This is a genomic window from Polaromonas sp. (assembly GCF_029945685.1).
Taxonomy (GTDB): Bacteria; Pseudomonadota; Gammaproteobacteria; order Burkholderiales; family Burkholderiaceae_C; genus Polaromonas.
In genome coordinates this window covers 41,307-60,658 of record NZ_JAQSDA010000013.1, presented here as the reverse complement: position 1 = coordinate 60,658, position 19,352 = coordinate 41,307, and the positions used below count along the sequence as shown (strand labels likewise).

At 64.9% G+C, this 19,352-nt stretch carries 23 protein-coding genes; 12 read left to right on the top strand and 11 right to left on the bottom strand.

From position 1 onward, the window contains the following. Positions 1–150 precede the first annotated feature (150 nt). Positions 151–285 (bottom strand): hypothetical protein, encoded by a 135-nt coding sequence (locus PSV26_RS09755; RefSeq protein WP_300570187.1) that lies wholly within the window; start codon positions 283–285, stop codon positions 151–153. On the opposite strand from PSV26_RS09755, the gene PSV26_RS09750 reads away from it, so the two are divergent. From PSV26_RS09750 to queF, 7 genes are all read left to right on the top strand, one after another. Continuing rightward, a complete protein-coding gene (locus PSV26_RS09750) occupies positions 284–706 on the top strand; it encodes a rubrerythrin family protein (protein ID WP_300518213.1) in 423 nt (140 codons plus the stop codon). The genes PSV26_RS09755 and PSV26_RS09750 overlap by 2 nt on opposite strands. 94 nt (positions 707–800) lie before the next feature. Then, positions 801–2,150, top strand: coding sequence for a heterodisulfide reductase-related iron-sulfur binding cluster (locus tag PSV26_RS09745; RefSeq protein WP_300570185.1), 1,350 nt, complete (start codon positions 801–803; stop codon positions 2,148–2,150). A 17-nt stretch (positions 2,151–2,167) separates the two neighbouring features. Beyond that, complete coding sequence (locus PSV26_RS09740; RefSeq protein WP_300570182.1) at positions 2,168–2,758, top strand: DUF3501 family protein; 591 nt, start codon at positions 2,168–2,170, stop codon at positions 2,756–2,758. Positions 2,759–2,841: 83 nt separating this feature from the next. After that, complete coding sequence (gene yaaA / locus PSV26_RS09735; protein ID WP_300518219.1) at positions 2,842–3,618, top strand: peroxide stress protein YaaA; 777 nt, start codon at positions 2,842–2,844, stop codon at positions 3,616–3,618. A 14-nt stretch (positions 3,619–3,632) separates the two neighbouring features. Continuing rightward, positions 3,633–4,463, top strand: coding sequence for a 2OG-Fe(II) oxygenase (locus PSV26_RS09730; protein ID WP_300518222.1), 831 nt, complete (start codon positions 3,633–3,635; stop codon positions 4,461–4,463). A gap of 140 nt (positions 4,464–4,603) precedes the next feature. After that, a complete protein-coding gene (locus PSV26_RS09725) occupies positions 4,604–5,509 on the top strand; it encodes an alpha/beta hydrolase (RefSeq protein ID WP_300570178.1) in 906 nt (301 codons plus the stop codon). Beyond that, complete coding sequence (gene queF / locus PSV26_RS09720) at positions 5,506–6,333, top strand: NADPH-dependent 7-cyano-7-deazaguanine reductase QueF (protein WP_300518227.1); 828 nt, start codon at positions 5,506–5,508, stop codon at positions 6,331–6,333. Before PSV26_RS09725 ends, queF begins: the two co-directional genes overlap by 4 nt. Before the next feature lie 129 nt (positions 6,334–6,462). Here queF and PSV26_RS09715 read toward each other — a convergent pair whose 3' ends face one another. From PSV26_RS09715 to PSV26_RS09695, 5 genes are all read right to left on the bottom strand, one after another. Next, positions 6,463–7,308 (bottom strand): enoyl-CoA hydratase-related protein, encoded by an 846-nt coding sequence (locus PSV26_RS09715; RefSeq protein ID WP_300570175.1) that lies wholly within the window; start codon positions 7,306–7,308, stop codon positions 6,463–6,465. A 15-nt stretch (positions 7,309–7,323) separates the two neighbouring features. Then, complete coding sequence (locus PSV26_RS09710; RefSeq protein ID WP_300570172.1) at positions 7,324–7,626, bottom strand: hypothetical protein; 303 nt, start codon at positions 7,624–7,626, stop codon at positions 7,324–7,326. A 107-nt stretch (positions 7,627–7,733) separates the two neighbouring features. Next, positions 7,734–8,192 carry a tetratricopeptide repeat protein gene (locus PSV26_RS09705; protein WP_300570171.1) on the bottom strand — a complete coding sequence of 153 codons (459 nt, stop codon included), beginning with the start codon at positions 8,190–8,192 and terminating at the stop codon, positions 7,734–7,736. A gap of 179 nt (positions 8,193–8,371) precedes the next feature. Then, positions 8,372–9,115, bottom strand: a complete 744-nt coding sequence (locus PSV26_RS09700; protein WP_300570170.1) for an anti-sigma factor — start codon at positions 9,113–9,115, stop codon at positions 8,372–8,374. Beyond that, the gene (locus PSV26_RS09695) at positions 9,112–9,723 is read right to left on the bottom strand and encodes a sigma-70 family RNA polymerase sigma factor (protein WP_300518236.1); all 612 of its coding nucleotides are present in this window, start codon (positions 9,721–9,723) and stop codon (positions 9,112–9,114) included. Before PSV26_RS09695 ends, PSV26_RS09700 begins: the two co-directional genes overlap by 4 nt. A gap of 160 nt (positions 9,724–9,883) precedes the next feature. Here PSV26_RS09695 and PSV26_RS09690 point away from each other — a divergent pair, with 160 nt between their 5' ends. Then, entirely contained in the window at positions 9,884–10,459 is a 576-nt protein-coding gene (locus PSV26_RS09690) for a DUF3455 domain-containing protein (RefSeq protein ID WP_300570168.1), read from the top strand. Positions 10,460–10,466: 7 nt separating this feature from the next. Then, positions 10,467–11,036, top strand: coding sequence for a hypothetical protein (locus PSV26_RS09685; RefSeq protein ID WP_300518240.1), 570 nt, complete (start codon positions 10,467–10,469; stop codon positions 11,034–11,036). Positions 11,037–11,064: 28 nt separating this feature from the next. Here PSV26_RS09685 and PSV26_RS09680 read toward each other — a convergent pair whose 3' ends face one another. From PSV26_RS09680 to PSV26_RS09670, 3 genes are read right to left on the bottom strand one after another with little or no spacing between them, the layout of a single operon-like run. Beyond that, entirely contained in the window at positions 11,065–11,715 is a 651-nt protein-coding gene (locus tag PSV26_RS09680) for a plastocyanin (RefSeq protein ID WP_300570165.1), read from the bottom strand. Positions 11,716–11,748: 33 nt separating this feature from the next. Further along, complete coding sequence (locus PSV26_RS09675) at positions 11,749–12,192, bottom strand: group 1 truncated hemoglobin (RefSeq protein WP_300570163.1); 444 nt, start codon at positions 12,190–12,192, stop codon at positions 11,749–11,751. A 38-nt stretch (positions 12,193–12,230) separates the two neighbouring features. Next, positions 12,231–13,121, bottom strand: coding sequence for a DUF3034 family protein (locus PSV26_RS09670; protein WP_300570302.1), 891 nt, complete (start codon positions 13,119–13,121; stop codon positions 12,231–12,233). 198 nt (positions 13,122–13,319) lie between these two features. On the opposite strand from PSV26_RS09670, the gene PSV26_RS09665 reads away from it, so the two are divergent. Together PSV26_RS09665 and PSV26_RS09660 are read left to right on the top strand one after the other, a co-directional pair. Continuing rightward, positions 13,320–13,760 carry a c-type cytochrome gene (locus PSV26_RS09665; protein WP_300570161.1) on the top strand — a complete coding sequence of 147 codons (441 nt, stop codon included), beginning with the start codon at positions 13,320–13,322 and terminating at the stop codon, positions 13,758–13,760. Positions 13,761–13,960: 200 nt separating this feature from the next. Further along, on the top strand, positions 13,961–14,992 hold the full coding sequence (locus tag PSV26_RS09660; protein WP_300518250.1) for a purine nucleoside permease: 1,032 nt from the start codon (positions 13,961–13,963) through the stop codon (positions 14,990–14,992). 16 nt (positions 14,993–15,008) lie between these two features. Here PSV26_RS09660 and dinB read toward each other — a convergent pair whose 3' ends face one another. Continuing rightward, a complete protein-coding gene (dinB, locus tag PSV26_RS09655) occupies positions 15,009–16,283 on the bottom strand; it encodes a DNA polymerase IV (protein WP_300570158.1) in 1,275 nt (424 codons plus the stop codon). A 218-nt stretch (positions 16,284–16,501) separates the two neighbouring features. Here dinB and PSV26_RS09650 point away from each other — a divergent pair, with 218 nt between their 5' ends. Beyond that, the gene (locus PSV26_RS09650; protein WP_300570156.1) at positions 16,502–17,404 is read left to right on the top strand and encodes a c-type cytochrome; all 903 of its coding nucleotides are present in this window, start codon (positions 16,502–16,504) and stop codon (positions 17,402–17,404) included. Between the two features lie 3 nt (positions 17,405–17,407). Here PSV26_RS09650 and PSV26_RS09645 read toward each other — a convergent pair whose 3' ends face one another. Further along, entirely contained in the window at positions 17,408–19,345 is a 1,938-nt protein-coding gene (locus tag PSV26_RS09645) for a chorismate-binding protein (protein ID WP_300570153.1), read from the bottom strand. Positions 19,346–19,352 lie beyond the last annotated feature (7 nt).

Sequence of the window (19,352 nt, the reverse complement as noted above, 5' to 3'; positions counted from 1 at the left end):
GTTCGGGTGTTTGAGTGCCCTGGAGTGAGCAGGGTTCAAATTCACCTATTCATAATGCATTTACTATAACGTAACTACTTTGCCCTGCCAAGTGCAGATCAGCTGGTGGTGGGTGCGATTTATTGAGAATAATTATCAATTGCACTTGATTTATAGCTTTTCTCTTTTTTTCAGATTGATGCCGGCAATTAGACGCAGTGCCTGAATGGGGCTATCGTGTTCTGGCACTTGACGATGGCGTTCAAGGCAAGCCCCTTTTTTTACAACCACGAAGGAGATTTCCATGGCTGCTCTCAAAGGCTCCAGGACGGAAGAAAACCTGAAGGCCGCATTTGCCGGTGAATCACAGGCCAACCGCCGTTACCTGTATTTTGCAAACAAGGCTGACGTTGAAGGCCAGCCTGATGTCGCGGCGCTGTTCCGCTCCACCGCGGAAGGCGAAACCGGCCACGCGCACGGCCACCTCGAATGGCTGGAGCAGTGCGGTGACCCGGCCACCGGCATGCCTTTCGGCGCCACGCGCGAGAACCTCGCCTCTGCCGTCGCAGGCGAGACCCACGAGTACACCGACATGTACCCCGGCATGGCCAAAACCGCACGTGACGAAGGTCACGACGAAGTGGCCGACTGGTTCGAGACGCTGGCCAAGGCCGAGCGTTCGCATGCGAACCGCTACACCAAGGCGCTCGCTGAACTGGTGGATTGATTCACTCTCTCGCTACCCCGCCCGGGCGTAGCGATTTACGAAAGGGTTTTCCGCGAACCCTTTCCTAAATCCCACGACAAGTAGAGACAACACCATGGCTACAGAAGGCAATCTGCAGGCACCCACGCGTCACGCGATCGACTGGAAGAACCCGGACTATTACAACGAGGAGGCGACCTTTCACGAGATGGAGCGCATCTTCGATATCTGCCATGGCTGCCGGCGCTGCGTGAGTCTGTGTGGGGCCTTCCCCACGCTGTTTGACCTGGTTGACGGGAGCAAGACGGGTGAGGTCGATGGGGTGGACAAAAAGGACTACATGAAGGTGGTCGACCAGTGCTACATGTGCGACCTTTGCTACATGACCAAGTGCCCCTATGTGCCGCCGCACCAGTTCAACCTCGACTTTCCGCACACCATGCTGCGCGCCAAGGCGATCAAGTTCAAGAAGGGCGAGGTGGGTCTGGGCGAAAGGTTTCTGTCGTCCACCGACGTGCATGGCCAGTTTGCCGGCATTCCCATCGTGGTCCAGGTCGCCAATGCGGTCAACAGGACCAAGCCGGCCCGCGTGGTGATGGAAAAAGTGCTGGGCGTGGACAAAAACGCCTGGTTGCCCGAACTGGCGACGAAGAAATTCCGCTCCGGCGCACCCGAGTCGCCACCGCATCCGGTCAAAGACGGTGCGAAGACACCCGGCAAGGTGGTGATTTATTCCACCTGCTACATCAACTACAACGAGCCCGGCATCGGCCACGACCTGCTCAAGGTGCTGGACCACAACGAGGTGCCCTATGTGCTGGTCGAGAAGGAAAAATGTTGTGGCATGCCCAAGCTGGAGCTTGGCGACCTCGATTCGGTCAATGAAAGCAAGGAAGCCAACATCCCGGTGCTGGTCAAATACGCGCGGGACGGCTTTGCCATCCTGAGCGCTGTGCCGAGCTGCACGCTGATGTTCAAGCAGGAGATCCCGCTGATGTATCCCGACGACGCTGAGGTGCAACTGGTCAAGGAACACATGTGGGACCCGTTCGAATACCTGATGGCGCGCAAGCGCGACGGCCTGCTCAAGACCGAATTTCCGGTGCCACTCGGCAAGATCAGTTACCAGATTCCCTGCCACGGCCGGGTGCAGAACATCGGCAAGAAAACCGAGGAAATGCTCAAGATGGTGCCGGGCACCAGCGTGCACACCCACGAGCGCTGCTCGGGCCACGCCGGCACCTTCGGCGTGAAAGTGCCTTACCACCAGCAGGCCATGAAAATCGGCAAGCCGCTGTTCAAGGCCATGGCCAGCCACAAGGATGGCGGCCTGCCCGATGTGATCAGCAGCGACTGTCCCCTGGGCGGCCATCACATTGCCCAGGGTTTTGACGTCAACCAGCTTGGCGCGCCTTTGCTAAAACACCCGCTGACCCTGGTCCGCACCGCCTACGGACTGAAGTAGCCACGAAGGAGTCGTTTATGCAAGTCACCGGAAAAATCACCGCCGACAGCCTCATGACCCTGGAGGCCTACAGCAGGTACCGCAAGGACAACAAGGCCGCCATCATGGCGCACCGCCGCCTGCGCAGCGTGCGCCTGGGGGAGCACATCAACGTGCAGTTCGAAAGCGAGACCAGCATCCGTTACCAGATCCAGGAAATGCTGCGCATCGAGAAAATTTTCGAGGAAGAAGGCATCAACCAGGAGATCGAGGCTTATGCGCCCCTGGTGCCCGACGGCAGCAACTGGAAGGCCACCGTGATGCTGGAGTACCCCGACATCAACGAGCGCAAGCGCGAGCTGGCCCGGTTGATCGGCGTGGAAGACCGGCTGTTTGTCGAAGTCGAAGGCCACCCGCGCGTGTACGCGATTGCCGACGAAGACATGGCCAGGGAAAACGACGAGAAAACCTCGGCCGTGCATTTTGTGCGTTTTGAGCTCAGCCCGGCCATGTGCGCGGCGGTCAAGGCCGGCGCCGGCGTGAAGCTGGGCTGCGACCATACCCACTACCCGGCGCATGTGACGATTCCCGCCGAGTCTCTGGCCTCGTTGGCCAGCGACCTGCGCTGAGCCGGGCTTATTCTGCGTCGCGGCGTCCGGCCGCGGCCGGCTGTCGTAAAGTCGGGTCTGGCTTTACTTCACCCCCAGGGACCATGCTGTTTTTACTCTCGCCGGCGAAATCGCTGGATTTCGCCACGCCGCCGCAGGTCGCCACGCACACCGCACCGCTGTTCGTCAAACAGTCTGCCGAGCTGATCAAGGTGCTCAGGGAGAAAACCCCGGCCCAGGTCAGCGAGCTGATGTCGCTGTCGGACACGCTGGCTGGTCTCAATGTGGCGCGTTACCAGGCCTGGTCGCCGAAGGCCAGTGTCAACAATGCCAAGCAGGCGGTGCTGGCCTTCAACGGTGATGTCTACGAGGGCCTGGACGCCAGAAGCCTGAAGGCAGCGGATCTCGACTGGGCACAGGCGCACCTGTGCATCCTGAGCGGTCTGTACGGTGTGTTGCGTCCGCTGGACCTGATGCAGCCCTACCGCCTGGAGATGGGCACGCGGCTGGCCACGGCGCAGGGCAACAATCTCTATCAGTTCTGGGGCGCGCAGATTGCCGACTACCTCAATGCGCGTGCGGCCGCCGACACCTCGCCGGTCATCGTCAACCTGGCCAGTGAAGAGTATTTCAAGGCGGTGGACCGCCGGGCCCTGAAAGCCCGCGTGGTCAGCTGTGTCTTTGAGGAGTTCAAGGGCGGCAAGTACAAGATCATCAGCTTCCATGCCAAACGCGCGCGCGGCCTGATGGTGCGTTACGCGATCGAGAGGAAGCTCGTCACCGTCAAGAAGCTCGAAGGCTTTGACGCCGAAGGTTACCGGTTTGCACCGGCGGTGTCCGGGCCGGACCGGCTGGTGTTCCGCCGCCAGCAGGCCGGCTGAGGCCTGTGTTCCCCATGCGCGACTACCAGGTCCAGCCCCAGCATGTGACGCCCGAGGTGCAGGCCTGGGTGCGTGCCCAGGCCGCCCTGGGTCACACGGTGCCCACCATCCTCAAGGCCCTGCGCACTGCGGGTTGGCTGGCCGACGTGGCCCGCGAAGTACTCGCCGCGACGCTGCAGATGCCGCCCGGTGTGCCGGTGCCGCGGCCTGCCATCGGTGCGGCATTGCGGCTCGATGCCGGCGACCGGCAGGTCGATGTGCTGATGCGGATGCGCCAGCCGCACATCGTGGTGTTCGGCAACCTGCTCAGTGAGGACGAATGTGACGCGCTGATGGCGGCCGCCAGGCCGCGCATGTCGCGTTCGCTGACGGTGGCGGTCAAGACCGGCGGCGAAGAACTGAACGACGACCGCACCAGTCGTGGCATGTTTTTCACGCGCGGCGAGAACGAGCTTGTCAAACGCATCGAGGCGCGTATCGCCCGGCTGCTGGACTGGCCGCTTGAAAACGGCGAAGGCCTGCAGGTGCTGCAGTACCTGCCTGGCGCCGAGTACAAGCCGCATCACGATTATTTCGATCCCGCCGAACCCGGCACGGCGTCCATCCTGGCGCGCGGCGGACAGCGGGTGGGCACGCTGATTCTTTACCTCGGCGAACCCGAAGCAGGCGGCGCCACGGTGTTTCCGGACATCGGGCTGGAAGTGCTGCCGCAGCGCGGCCACGCGGTTTTTTTCAGCTACGACCAGCCGGATGCGTCCACGCTCAGCCTGCATGGCGGCGCGCCGGTCCTGGCCGGAGAAAAGTGGGTGGCCACCAAGTGGCTTCGTGAGCATGAATTTGTTTAACACCCCTGTTGAGGCTCACTTCGTGTAGCCTCCTCTCCCCTTGCAGGGGACGGCCCCTGCGGCCTGGCAAAGCCAGTTCCGCGGCCCCTGCTGGGGGCATCCGTCTACCGCGTTCCGGCAGAGGTGGACATAATCACCAGATGAAAATAAAAGCAAACGGCATAAACATCGAAGTCGAGGATTCGGGTCCCGGTACCGGCGCGCAGCCGCGTCCGGCGGTGCTGCTCATCATGGGCCTGGGCATGCAGCTGGTGGCCTGGCCGCCGGCCATGGTGCAGGCGCTGGTGGACGCCGGCTACCGCGTGATCCGCCTGGACAACCGCGACATCGGGCTGTCGCAGAAATTCGACCACCTGGGCCAGCCCAATCTGGTGTGGGCGAGCATCAAGTACAAGCTGGGCCTCGCGGTGAAGGCACCTTATGCGCTGCACGACATGGCGACCGATGCGCTGGCCGTGCTTGACGCGCTGGGCGTCCAAAAGGCGCATGTGGTGGGTGTCAGCATGGGCGGCATGATTGCGCAGCGGGTGGCGCTGGCGGCGCCGGAGCGTGTGTTGAGCCTGACCAGTGTCATGAGTTCCAGTGGTGCGCGTGGTTTGCCGCAGGCCCACCCACGCGTCATGCGTGTGCTGCTGAGTCGCCCCGCGGGCAAAGATATTTCCTCGGTGACCGACCACTACGTCAGGCTTTTCAAGGCGATTGGCAGCCCGGGCTTTCCGGTGGATGACGCCGAATTGCGAGAGCGCATCACCGTTGCGGCGCAGCGCAGTTTTCATCCGGCAGGTGTCCTGCGCCAGATGGTGGCCATCGTTGCCGACAAGCGCCGCGCCGCCGAACTGGCAGACCTGCGTGTGCCCACCCTGGTGGTGCACGGCAAGGCCGACCCGCTGGTGCCGTTTGCCTGCGGTGAAGACACCGCGCGGCGCATCCACGGCGCCCGCCTGGTCGGCATTGAGGGCATGGGCCACGACCTGCCCAAGGGCGTGGTTGAACGCCTGCTCGAGCCGCTGATTCCCCATCTCAAGGCTGCGGAGGCCGCATCATGAACACCCCCGACCAATCCCAGCTGGGCAAACCCACGCCCTACATCGACCAGTACGACGCTTCGCTGCTGTTTCCCATCCCTCGCGCGGTCAAGCGCGAGGAACTGGGCCTGGGCGAGAACCCGCCCTTTTTTGGCGCCGACATGTGGACCGTGTTCGAGCTGAGCTGGCTGAACCTGCGCGGCAAGCCACAGGTGGCGCTGGCGCACATCACCGTGCCCTGCGAGTCGCCCAACATCGTCGAGAGCAAGTCCTTCAAGCTTTACCTCAACAGTTTCAACAACACGCGCTTTGCGGACGCACGTGAAGTGCGCGAGCGCATCCGCGCCGACCTCAATGCTGCCGTGGGTGCGGGCGTGGGGGTCAAGACCTTGGGGCCGGAGCTGTTCGACCAGGAGCCGGTGCACGAGCTCGATGGCCTGAACCTGGACCGGCTCGACGTCGAATGCCAGCACTACACGCCGGCGCCCGAGCTGCTGTTTGCGGACCACGAAGAACCCCCGGTCAGCGAGACCCTGGTGTCAAACCTGCTCAAGAGCAACTGCCTGGTGACCGGCCAGCCCGACTGGGGCAGCGTGCAGATCAGGTATGAAGGCGCGCCCATTGACCAGGAGGGTCTGCTGCAATACATCGTGAGTTTTCGCAACCACAACGAGTTCCACGAGCAGTGTGTCGAGCGCATCTTCATGGACATCTGGACGCGCTGCCGGCCGCTCAAGCTGTCGGTCTACGCGCGTTACACGCGGCGCGGCGGGCTGGACATCAACCCGTTTCGCACGAGTTACCCGCAGGCGCTGCCGCCGAATATCCGCACGGCGCGGCAGTAGGCTTGGTATCTGTCATTGCGGACCTGATCCGCAATCCATGCCGCGATGGGTCCTGGATCGACGCCGGGATGACGGGCTTCGTCACCTTTGCTATCTAATCAGTAGCTGTCTGCGCTCGCCCCATAAGGGCTAGAGACCGATTTCCTTGAAACTCTGGAGCGGGGACAGGCCTGCGAACTCGCCGGCGCGCTTTTCCTTCATGGCCGTCACTGCTTCGCGCACATGCTGGTTGCTCCAGATCGCGCCCTGCAGCCAGCCCATTTGTTTCAGCGCGTCATCCACCGAGTGGTCACGGGTGTAGTGGATGGCCTGCTTGGTGCCCCAGATGGCGACCGGCGGCTTGCTGGCAATTTCTTTGGCGCACAACAAGGCACCGGCCAGCATGGCGTCGGATGACTCAAATACCTCGTTGACCAGGCCGTAACCCAGCGCTTTGGCGGCACTGAGCCGGCGGCCGGTGTAGGCCAGCTCCTTGACCACGGCCAGCGGCACCAGCTTGGGCAGGCGCTGCAGGGTGCCGACGTCGGCCACCATGCCAATGTTGATTTCCTGGATGCAGAAAAAGGCATCAGCCGTCGCGTAGCGCAGGCAACAGGCCGTCACCATGTCCACGGCGCCACCTATGCAGCCGCCCTGGATCGCGGCGATCACCGGAATGCGCAGGGTTTCGAGTTTGGTGAAGGTGGCCTGCATGTCACCGAGCATGTCGAAGATGGCCGCACGGCCTTCGGGGCTCTGGTCGTCCATCGCAATGGCGCCCGAAAATGTTTCGAGCGCCATGCCGGCGCTGAAATGTTTGCCGGTGCTGGAGATCACCAGCACGCGCGCGTCACCTGCCTTTTGGATCTGGGTGAGCACTTCATCGAGCTCGCGCCAGAAGGTCGGGTGCATGGTGTTCATGACCTCGGGGCGGTTCAGCACCAGGTGGGCGATGTGGTCGGTGATCGACAGGGAAAAGCAGGTCAGTGGGTTCATGCCTGCCAATGTAAATCAGCGCGCCGGTTCCAGCCAGTCACACCTGAGACGGCACCGGTCATGGGCGCGGGCGCGCCAGCGCACGTACAGCTGCGGCGTGGCCATGCCCAACACACAGAATGGATAGGCCAGCGGCACCTCCAGTGCAAAGGCCGGCAGCCACCCGACCCAGCCCATGATCCACAGTGTCAATACTGCGTCCCACACCTGGTATTCCAGTGGGCGCGTGTCCTTGTGCGCCAGATGCCACTGCTTGATGCGCTGCAACTCCAGCAAGGTGAGGGCGGGTTGCTGCGCGGATGTCGTGGGGAGCGCCATAAAGCCTCCTGCAGAGTGCAGAGGCTTCAATGTAAGTTTCAAGCAAGCTTGTGTCAACGGCAGGCCTGCGGCGGCCCGGCGCGGTGGCCAGGCCGTTTCACCCGCGGCTATTTGGCGGCCGCGATGGCTTTGGCCAGGTCGGCGGTTTCCTCGCAGCTGGCGCAGATGGCCTGCAGCCTGGCGAGCTGGGCTTCTGCCTGGGCTTTCTGGCCGGTCTTCAGGTAGGCAATGCCCGAGTATTCCAGCGCGCCGCGGTGTTTCGGATCCAGCGTCAGCGCATTGTTGTAGGCGGCAAAGGCCTCGTCGTATTTGCCCAGCCAGCGGTTCGAATAACCGAGGTAGTTGTAGGCGTCGGCATTCTTCGGGTTTTGCGCGACCACCTTGCTGAAGCTGCTGGCAGCTTCGGCCCATTTCTTGGCGTCCATGGCTTTTTTGCCTGCGGCAAAGTCGTCAAGGCGTGCGTTTTCCACAGGGGTGGCCTGGAAGTCGGCGGCCAGTGCAGCGCCGGCCACGACGAAGCCCAGGATGGGCAGGGCGATGAATTGGCGAAGGGTCAGTGTGTTCATGTCGGGCTCCATTGAAATATCGGTTGTTGACGTGCGCTGTGATTCAGCACCTAGGACAAACGGGGGAAACCGCGAAACGGATGCAAGGCGAATTGAAATTATTTGTCATCGGGCCACAGCAATCTGCAAACGAGGCAACGGTCACAAACGTTCCAGGCTTCGAATCCCTACTTTTCAGTTCACCACAATTTCGCGCAATTGCCGCTGAACACCACCGCGCCACTCGGGGCGGCCGGCGCTGCATCTGTTTCCAGCGTCACCACCAGCTTGCCGACCTTGGACAGCAGTTTCTCGGAGGTGTCGGGAAGCATGGATACCGCCGAGCCGCTGGTCGGCACGGGTCCCAGCGCAAAGGCCGGACCGCTGGCCGGCACCGCCCACAGCACCAGCGTGCCCCCGGCCGGCGGCGTGATCGGTCCGATGACCTTGACCGTCATGGTTCTGCCGTGGCGCAGCGAGCTGACCAGCAGCTTGCCGTTGCCCTGGGCATCCGTTAGGAGGCCCACATAACTTTGCGGCAGTTTTTCGCCGGTGCGCATGGCGATCTGGTCGCTGGACATGAAGAGGCCCGGTGCCGTCACAAACAAAACGCTGGCAGCCATCACACCGGCGGCGAGGCCACCGAAACCAAAGCCCGCGGGTCTGAGCCAGCCCAGCCAGCCGGCTTTGGCCTGCGCTGCGTGTGGCGGCCTGGCTGGTTGCGTGCGCGCCGCGATCGCGGCCCACACCCTGGGTGAGGGTTTGTGTACCGGCACCGACACGGCGAGCTGGCCCAGCCGCGACTCCCACTGCGTGACGCGCACGCACACATCGGCACGCTCGCGCTGCAGGCGTTCAAAGCGGCGGCGCGCGCCACCGCTCAAGGTGCCCAGCACGTAGGCCGACGCCAGGTGCTCGAGCAGGTCGGGGCTGGTATATCTCATGCCACCACCCCCTGCGCGGCCAGGCAGCCCTTGAGCTTTTCTAGCCCGCGCCGTATCCAGGCTTTCACCGAACCCAGCGGTGCGCCCATTTGCGCAGCCACTTCGGTATGGCTCAAGCCCTGGTAATACGCCAGGGCCAGGCTTTGCCGGTAGCTGCCGTCGAGCGTATTCATGCAGCCGTCGATGTGAAGGGCCTGGCTGGCCTGTTCGAGCAAGTGCATGGCGCCGGACGCGGGGGTGCCGGTGGACTGGACGTCGTCCTCATCGACGTCGCCCGAATCGGGCAGTTCGCTTTCGCGCCGGCGCGTGCGGGCACGCAGGGCGTCCAGCGCCTTGTTGCGGACGATGGCGATCAGCCATGTCATGGGTTGAATGGTTTGCCCGCCTACCTCGCTGCGGTAGCTGCCGGCACTTTTCCAGATACTCACATACGCCTCTTGCAGCACATCTTCGGCCGCCTGTCCTTGACCCAATATACGAACGGCCACGCCAAACAGATGCAGGTGGGTGCGCTGGTAGACCTGGGCGAAGCAGGCGTGGTCGCCCCGCGCGGCGCCCTGGATCAGTGCTTCCAGGCTGCGGGTGTCTGCCTTGGTGTCCGGTTTCATGCGGTCGAGTATATGAAGTTCCGCCTGCGCGGCAAACCCCATGCGGCTCCGGTGTTTTTTTGCCGGAAGCTGCATCCGATTTCCGGATGGCGGCGTTTGTACTGTGCCGGCGGGGCGCAAGCCAGGCCGTATTTCCACCCCACTCAACCCAAGGACACCCATGAGCACCCGTTCCCCTGTCTGCCTGCCTGTACCCGGTTTCACCCTCGCCGTTCTTTGCGCCAGCCTGCTCAGCGCCTGCGCCGTCGCCGCGCCTGCAGGGCCGGCAGACACCGCCAAACCGGTACCCGCCGAGCTCAAGCCGGCTGATAGCGAACGCGCCGCTTTCACCTGGCACGCCGTGGGTTCGCAGATTTACGAATGCCGCGCCGATGGCAAGGGTGGATGGGCCTGGGGGTTTGTGGCGCCTGAAGCCGATCTTTTCAACCGCAAAGGCGAAAAAGTGGGAACGCACGGCGCAGGTCCGCACTGGGCGGCGCTGGACGGCAGCAAGACCCTGGGTACCGTCAAAGCCCGTGCCAATGGGGCAGGTGCCGCCGACATTCCGCTGCTGCTGCTGTCCGCCCGATCTGCTGGCGGCAGCGGTACGATGGCCAGCGTCACCAGCGTGCAGCGCCTCAACACGGTAGGCGGCAATGCACCCGCCAGAGGCTGCGAGGCCCAGGCCGACTCGGGCAGGCGCATCCAGCAAGGGTATGCGGCGGACTATGTTTTCTTCACTGCCACTTTCCCCTGATACCGGTATGTCTGCACTCAGAAATCTGTTCACCACGGGGAAGCGTTCGAAGTCCGCACCCGCCGGGCCCGAGACTGCGCCCGTCAAGATGAACCTTGAGGAGCGCATGGAGTTTCGGCGCGAGATGTTGTATGAAGCCATCAGGATCACCATGCAGGCCCACGGCATCCTGTCGGCAAGCTACCGCTTTCGTGTGGTACGCAACGACAGGCGCGGCCACATGTACTCCGTGATGATGGATCTGTCCACCGACTTCATGCACAACCGCGAGGGCCGTCCCGCGCAACTGGTCGCCCTGGGCATGGTCATCGGCAAAAATGCAGCCGCGCGTTACGGCATCCTGGTGAGCGGCGTGTACTGGCGGGTCAACGACCAGATACAGGGGTTCGAGCCCAGCCGGCCGGGCGCGGAGTCCGGCGCCGAGGTGTCGGCGCCCGACGTGCCACAGCCTGAGCGCAGCCAAGAACGTGCAAGGGCAGAGGAGTTGGCGGCCTTTGAAGCCGCCTGGCACACAGGCGGGGAACTGCGGTTTCGCGACCGGGTGTATACCTCCGACCTGGCGCCGCTGGATCGTTGATCTGGCCGGCGTCCAAGGCCGGCCCGGACTAGATGCGCCGGCGGCGCGGGACCACCGTCAGCTGCATGGTGGCCTTGCCCGGTGTGGCGCTGACGGTGGTCTGCTGTGGCGCGATGTCGAGCAGCTGGTCCGCATGCCAGACCTTGATCTGTGCCCCGCCATCGGGAATCTGCTCGACATTGGCGATGCCGTCCGCACCGGTCAGCAGGGTCCACGGCGACTCGCTGACATACACATGGCCGCGCATGGAACCGTGAATGTGGCAGCCCAGCAGAACGGCACCGGCTTTTTCGAATACCGCCTCGGCCGACTTGCCGGGCTTGCCGTCGGCCTTGCCGTCCAGGCGCAACTCGAAGCCGCTGCCCGCGGCGGCGTTGAATTGCGCAAACCCTGCGGCCGAGCCGCGGACATGGTGTTCCCACGGGTCGTTGTTGACGAATTTCGCCCGGGCTCCTACCCCGACCACGCTGACGGCCGGTACGAAGCGCATCTTTTCCTGGTCGATGGTCACCTGAAGCGGCAGCGGCGCCTTCGGCTCGCCCTTGTTGGAAGGCAGGACCACCACCACGGCGTCGGCCACGGGTTTGCCTTCCTTGTCCACTACCAGGACTTGCAGGTTGCCGGCGGCGGCCCAGCCCGAGAGGGCGGCCAGGGCGAGGGTGAGTATGGGTTTTTTCATGGCAGCGGGTCCTTGAGGTGGTGGCGCCGGCGTTCAGCGCACGGTGATGGTGTCGCGGTGCATGGGCGCCAGCAGCGCGAGCATCTGGTTCTGGGTGCGAAAGGGAATGCCCCGGGCGTCCATGCTTTGCTGCAGCACCTCGACCAGCGCGTGGAAGTCCGATTTCTTGATGTCCAGGTTGGCATGGGCGCTTTTCATGTCGGCGCCCTTGTAGACGCAGGGGCCGCCAGCCAGCGCGCACAGCTGGTCCACCAGTTGCTCCTTGACGCGCTGCTGGTTGGCCGGCTGGAAGTGCGGGCCGGTGCGCGGGTCAGCCAGCAGGCGCACCATGAAGTCGTCCATCAGCGTGACCAGCCCGGCTTTTTCGCCGAAGGCCTTGTAGAGCTGGTCGCCCTGCGGCGCGGTTTGGGCGAACGAGGTGCCGGCCGCCAGGAGGCTGGCGGCTGCGAGGGCGATAGAGATCAGGGTCTTGTTCATGGCAGTTCCTTATAAGCAGGTGGGCGGGTGGGGCGGGTTCAGAAAGCCAGCTGGGCCGACAGGTAGTAGCCGGTTTGTTTGCGGCTGGCGGTGGTGGCCGGCACGATCACGCCCAGGTCCACATAGGCCAGCGTGACCGAGACGTTCTTGTTCGGTGCCCAGGCGATGAAGATGTCCTTCCAGTCTTCCGAGCGCAGGCCGTTGCCCAGGCCGGCGGCGCGTCCGGCTGTCTCCAGCTTGTTGCGCATGAAACGGTATTCGGCGCCGACCGCGATGTTTTTGCTGATCAGGTAGGCCACCGAAAACTCCGGCTGCAGGCTGTAGCTGTTGTTGCTGCCGCCGCCCAGGGTCGCGCCGTAGCCGAGCAGTCCGTTCTGGTTGGCCTTGGTCGCGCGCAACGTGCCGTTGACCAGCAGGCTCTGGCCCAGGAACAGCTTGGTGGCGCTGACATAAATGTCCACCCCTTCACGTTTGGCGCCCAATGCCTTGAGCGTGCCATCGAGGCCGGTGGAGCCCAGCGTTTTGTACTGCACGCCGACCGCCACTTGCGGCATCAGGGTGTCGGCGTCAAGCACCGCGTCGCCTAGCACGCGCACCTTCGCCCCCACGATCGTCTGTTTCAGGTGCAGGCCGGGCAGGCCCAGCGCGGTGCCGGTGTTGCGGGTGTTGAAGTCCTGCTGGGCGACCGACAGCTCATAACGGTCCTGGATGCCGATGGCCGCGCCGACGATGTTCAGGCCGTAGTCTTTGGTGCCGGCCGTGGTGAGAAAGGCCGAGCCGCCGATTTCGCCCTCGGTGGCGTTACTGCCAATCACGGCCCAGGGGGTGATGCCGCCGCCGGCCGCGCCGTCCACACTGCTGACGCCGCCGGTCAGCAACAGCTTGCCGGTGTCGGCGTGGGCACTCAGGCTTGCGCCGGCGCAGCACATGGCAGCGCAGGCGGCCAGCAGGGAGGGGGCGAATGTCATGGTCAGGTCTCCTGGGTTGGCACATGGCCGTGGGTGAAAAAGATGTAAATAGTTGTACGCAGCTTGGATACGGCGCCGCTCGCGCGCTGGATTCAACTATTTCCGGCTTCGTTGGACGGGGTGCCGAATCCGGCCGGCCGTCTCTTGCGTAATCCCGCCATGAACCTCACGCATGCGCGCCTGTTGATGTGGCCGGGCCGGCTTCTGACCTGCCTGGCGGGCGTGGCCATTGCCTTGTTGCTGGCCGGCCCGGCGCTGGCGCAAGGCAGCGCCGGGCCGCGTGAATGGCGCACGCCGCCACCCGGCGACGTGTTGCGTGGCCAGGCGCTGTACGAGTCACGTTGCACCGCCTGCCATGCGGTCGACAGCAACAGGGTGGGTCCGGCGCACCGCGGCGTGATGGGGCGGCGGGTGGGCAGCCTGCCGGGTTACAAGTACTCCGAGGAGCTGGCGCGCTCCCGCCTGCGCTGGACGCCGCAGACACTCAACACCTGGCTGCAGGACCCGGAAGACCTGGTGGCCGGCCAGCGCATGGGTTTTCAGGTGGACGACGCGCAGGAGCGCGCTGACCTGATTGCTTACCTGGCCACACTCCGATAGGCTGCGCGGGCGTTCCGCCCGGCGCCGTGTTCTGGCGGCCGGATGCGGCGTCCATCGCCCGGGCTACCGGGCCGCCCCTGGAGGACAATCGGCAGCAAGGGTCGTCATGCGATGGCTGACGACGTGTGCGGCCCGGTGGTGGCCTGCCGTGGCTTGCGCCGGTGTGGTCTGTGATGTCTGTGATGTGATGGAGAAGAATCATGTTTCCTCGTTGCTGGAAAGCGGCCCGCTGGGTGGTTTTTTGTGGTCTGGTGGCCGTGGTCGCGGGTTGTGCCTCGGCGTCCGGGGCCCGTGTGGCCCCGCCGATTCAGGTCAAGGTCTTCGTGGCGGCGATGTTCGAGATCGGGCAAAACACCGGCGACCGTGCCGGCGAGTTTCAGCACTGGTATGAGCGTTACTGGATGGGCGCCGCGCCTGTCGCGGTGACGGGTGCGCTCAATCCCGTCTATTGCAACACCGACGGTGTCTGCGGCTCGGTGCTGGGCATGGGCAAGGTCAACTCGTCAGCGTCGATGCAGGCGATTTTATTGAACCCGGCCTTTGATTTTTCCAAGGCCTACTACGTGCTGTCCGGCGTCGCCGGAACGCCGCCATCGCGCGGCACCATCGGCGACGTGAGCTGGGCCACCTGGCTGGTGGACTATGACCTCGGCCACCGCTGGGCACCCGAGGAAAACAAGGCGGGTGAGCCGACCTTCATGCCGCGCAAGGGGTATGAGGCTTACCGCCGCTTCCAGCTCAACCCGGCGCTGCTCAGCTGGGCCATGAATCTGACGGCCGACATGCCGCTCAAGGACTCGGAAGGCGCCCGCAAGTACCGCCAGCGTTATCCCGACAAGGCGGCCCGCAGTGCGCCTGCCGTGAGCACCGGCACGCACATGACGGGAGACACTTTTTTCCACGGACCCGGCATGTCGAAACAGGCGCAGTACATCGCCAGACTTTACGGCGCCGACGACTACACCATCACCGAGATGGAAGCCGCCGCGCTGGCGCTGGTGATCAAGCGCACGCACGGCACGGATCGCGTGATGAGTTTGCGCGGTGCGGTCAACTTCGACCAGGGCAGCCCTGGTGAGACGACGCTGCAGCATCTGGACCCGGCGCCGGGCGAAACCGCCGGTGGGTTTGCCGAGACCGTGGACAACATCGCCGCGGTGGGCTCCCGGGTGGTCGATCACATCGTGCGCAACTGGCCGCAGTGGCAAGGTGGCGTGCCTGGCGGCAAGTAGACGGGAGCGGTGGCTCTCAGAACAGCGAGGCCGTGCTGTTTGCTATCGAATCAGGAGCTGCTTTCGCCCGTTCTTCAAGGGCTGGGGCCTTATTTGATGCTAAAACTTCGGGGCTGCCGAGCCTGGCCAGGGCGCCGGCTCGTACCCCCAGCAGGCGCAGCGGGCGAACCAGGGGGACGCGTTTCAGGCATTGGCCGCCGACCCGGCGCAGGGTCTGGGGGTCGGCCGTGAAGTAGGCAATGGTCTGGTCGCGCGTCGCAATCCGGAAGTCGTCGTAACGAAGCTTGATGCCTATGGTTTTGGCGACGTAACCCTTGCGCTGCAAGTCGTCGGCCAGCTTCTCGCACAGGCTGGTGAAGATGGCGCCCAGCGCTGCGCGGTCCCGCACCGCATGCAGGTCGCGCTCGAAGGTGGTTTCGCGGCTGATGGACACCGGCTCGCTTTCGGTGACCACCGGGCGCTCGTCGCGGCCCCAGGCGGCTTCGTGCATCCAGGCGCCAGTGGCCTTGCCGAAATGCCGGATCAGGAAGGCCGGTTCCCGGGCCGCCAGCTCGCCGATGGTGTGGATGGCCAGGGCCGCCAGTTTTTCACCGGACTTGGGGCCGATGCCGTTGATCTTGCGCACATGGAGCGGCCAGATTTTTTCCTGCAGGTCGGTCTCGTAAACAATCGAGATGCCCTTGGGCTTGTTGAACTCGCTGGCCATCTTGGCGAGCAGCTTGTTGGGCGCCACGCCGACCGAGCAGGTCAGGCCGGTTTTTTCGAAAATCTCTTTCTGGATCAGGCGCGCCAGCACGCGGCCGCCTTCACGCTGGCCACCGGGCACGTCTGTGAAGTCAATGTAGACCTCATCGACGCCGCGGTCCTCCATCAGCGGCGCGATCTCGGTGATGGTGCTCTTGAACAGCCGCGAGTACTTGCGCACCTCGTCAAAATCCACCGGCAGCACGATCGCCTGCGGGCAGAGTTTGGCGGCCTTCATCATGCCCATGGCCGAGCCCACCCCGAACTGGCGCGCGGCATAGGTTGCGGTGGTGATGACCCCGCGGCCCACATAGTCCTTGAGCCGCGGAAAATCGGCGACCGGGATGAAGCGCAATGCCCGTTCGCCCTGCGCTGCCATCAGTGCCTCGTCCACCTTGCGCCGGCCCCCGCCGATGACCACCGGCAGGCCCTTGAGCTGCGGGTAACGCAGCAGCTCGATGGACGCAAAAAAAGCATCCATGTCGAGGTGCGCAATGCGGCGGATTTTCGACGGGCTGGAAGGGTTGGACGGGAGGGAGGCGCTCACCCGGCAAGCATAGCGTTGAACGGGGCTCTCCGTGGGTTAGGCCGGTCCGGGCGCTTGTCCTGCTGTTCCCGGCCCCCGGATGTAAATAGTTGCCTTCGCCGGCAGGGGCCGCTGTGACTTATTTCCCGGCCGTACGCGTGACAAGGCGGCGCCTGTTTTCTAGAATTCTGCCTTTGTCTCGCAGGGTGCGGACAGGGATCAAGCCACGGAGGAGAACAATGAAGCGGTGGGTCAAGTGGGTAGGAGGCGCGGGAGTCGCCCTGGTGGTGCTGGCTGCCGGTGCGACGCTGGTAGGGACGAGGCTGGCCGATCAAAAAGCGCAGCGGCTCGTCAAGGTGGCTGTGCGGCCGGTGGCTGTCGCTGCCGATGCGCAGTCGCTGGAGCGCGGCAAATACCTGTTCAATTCGCGCGGTTGTGTGGACTGCCATGGCGCCAACGGCGCTGGCCGCGAGTTTGTCAACGACGGCCATGGCCTGCGCCTGGCGGGCCCGAACATCACACCGGGCGAGGGCAAGGTGGTGGCGCGCTACACCCCCGAAGACTGGGTGCGCACCGTGCGCCACGGCGTCAAGCCCGATGGCCGTCCGCTGTTTGTCATGCCCAGTGAGGATTACAACCGCCTCACCGATGCCGACCTCGGCGCGCTGGTGGCGTATGTGCGCAGCCTGCCGCCGCAGCCGGGCGGTGCAGCCGTGCTGGAGTTGTCGCTGCCGGTCAAGCTGCTGTACGGCTTCGGCGCGATCGAAGACGCGGCGCAGAAGATTGACCATTCCCTGCCGCCGGCAACGGCCGTGGCCGAAGGCGTGACGGCGGCGCACGGGGCCTATGTGGCCAACATGTGTATCAGCTGTCACGGCCCGGGGCTTTCCGGCGGCAAGATCCCCGGTGCTCCCCCCGACTGGGCGGCGGCCGCCAATCTCACGCCGGGCGAGGGCAGCAGCATGACGCGTTACCGGGACGCCGGCCAGTTTGTCGCCATGCTGCGCAGCGGCAAGCGACCCGACGGCACGGCCGTCACCGTCATGCCCTTCGAGTCACTGCGTGAACTCAACGAGGTGGATGCCCAGGCGCTGTACGCCTACCTGAAAACAGTGCCGGCCCGGCCGTTTGGACAGCGCTAGGTCCTAAAGCTGTTCGGTAGCGGCTGCAAAAGCCAGGGCCGCACGCAGCAACTGCAGCGCCTGCGGGCTCGACAGCATGGAGTCCGGGCGAAACAACAGGCAGACCAGGCGACGGCCGGCGTGGGCCAGGGCGACGGGCTGCCCCTGCTCGTCCAGTGCCCAGGCCTGCCAGCCTGCAAGCAGCTCTCCGGTCTGAAGCGCGGCGCTGGCATAACGCGTCGCAGCAAAAGGACTGTCGCTGTGCCACGGCGCTTCGGCGGTGGTGGTGCACAGCAGTGTGCGGCCATGCGCTGGCCGGTCGTGCAACACGGTCCAGCCGGATTTTCCAAGCAGGCGCAGTGCTGCATCGCCGACAGCGACCAGGTGCTGCTCCGGACAAGCCGCCGGTTCACCTGGTCCGACGAGCAGGCCACAGGGCGCCTGCGGCGTGAGATCCAGGCCCAGGCCCAGCAGGCAGTCGCGCATGGCATGGCCAAAGGGGTCGCCAGCATTCATCAGGTGAACAGCGGCGGGCAGGGCGATGCCCGGCTGCCCAGTGCTGCGCGTGGCGGCAGGTTCCAGCCCGAACGCGCGCCAGAGCGAGAGTGTCTTGAGGCGGGACTCCTGCTCTTCGCGTTCCGGCGACGAGTCGGCCATCAGGTCGCCGCCGGTGCGCACTTCAGCCACGTTGCCCCGGACCGCGGCGGCGCGCAGGATGGTGCCGGCGAGCGCGTCGCCGTTGGATGCCACCTGCACCATCAGGCCGCCGTACCAGCCGCGCGGGCTGGCCTCGAGCTCCGCGATGGCCCGCAGCGCTTCGGCCCGCGGGGTGCCGGTGACCATCACCGGCGCTGCCGTGGCCACGATGGCGTCCCACGCATCGACGCCGTCGCGCAGCCGTCCTTCGAGCCGGTCCACCGCATGCACCACGGTCGCCAGCGACATCGGTCGGCGCCGGTCCAGCAGGCGCAGCGAACCGGGCTCGCACAAGGGTGCCAGGTCATTGCGCAGCGCGTCGGTGCAGACGGCCAGCGACGCAGCGTCCACCTCTTCATTGAGCAGCTCGCGCAGCGATTCGGCTTCACCCGTCGCGCCGGGCCGGCGTGCCACGGTGCCGCACACGGGCAGGGTCTGGATGCTGCGGCCGGTCACGACGAGTTGCAGGTCGGGCGAGGCGCCGAACAGGCGCAGCCCCGAACCGTCGTTGACAAAAAAGCTGGCAGGTGCGGGATTGGCTTCGCGCAGGCGCGCGAACGCCGTCACGGCCGGCAACTGCACACGGCGGCGGTAGCTCTGGCTCAGGGTCAGGGAGACCAGCGGGCGCTCCCGCAGGCAGTCCAGCGCGCCGCGCACCATGTCGGCGTATGCGCCCACCGGAAAATCGTCACGGGGTTCGTCGGCGACAGGGCGGGGGGTGGCCTGGATGGCGACGGGTGCCGCAGGCGAGCCGGTTGGTGTGGAGGCTGGCAACACGGTCCCGGGAAGGCTCAAGGCGACGTGATGCCAGGCGCCGGCACCGTCCCGCCGGAGCAGGTGCTGGCCGAAAAAGAGCACGCCCAGCGCGCCAGCATCGTTGCCCGGCTCGACCAGACGGTGGGCCGCAAACGGCAGCGCGCCCAGAAGCAGAACATCGGGCGAGGGATCAAAACAGGCCAGAAAAGCGCGCAGTGCCGTGATGCCCGATGCCCGCGGACCTCGCACGGCCAGGGTTCGCCAGCTCGCCAGGGCGGGCTGCGCCAGCAGGGCCTGGCCAAAGCCATTGAGGACCTCGACGTCCAGCCCGTTGCCGTAAAGACGCAGGGCCAGCGCGGGTTCGACCAGCAAGGTGGCCTGCAGCGGATGCAAGGCGGGAATGCCGGCATCCACGCCGAGATACATGCCGGGCTGTGTTTCCAGCCCCGCAAGAGCTTCCTCGACCTGCGCCAGACTGGCTGCGCTGCGCCTGACGCGCAGATCGATCATGGGGGCG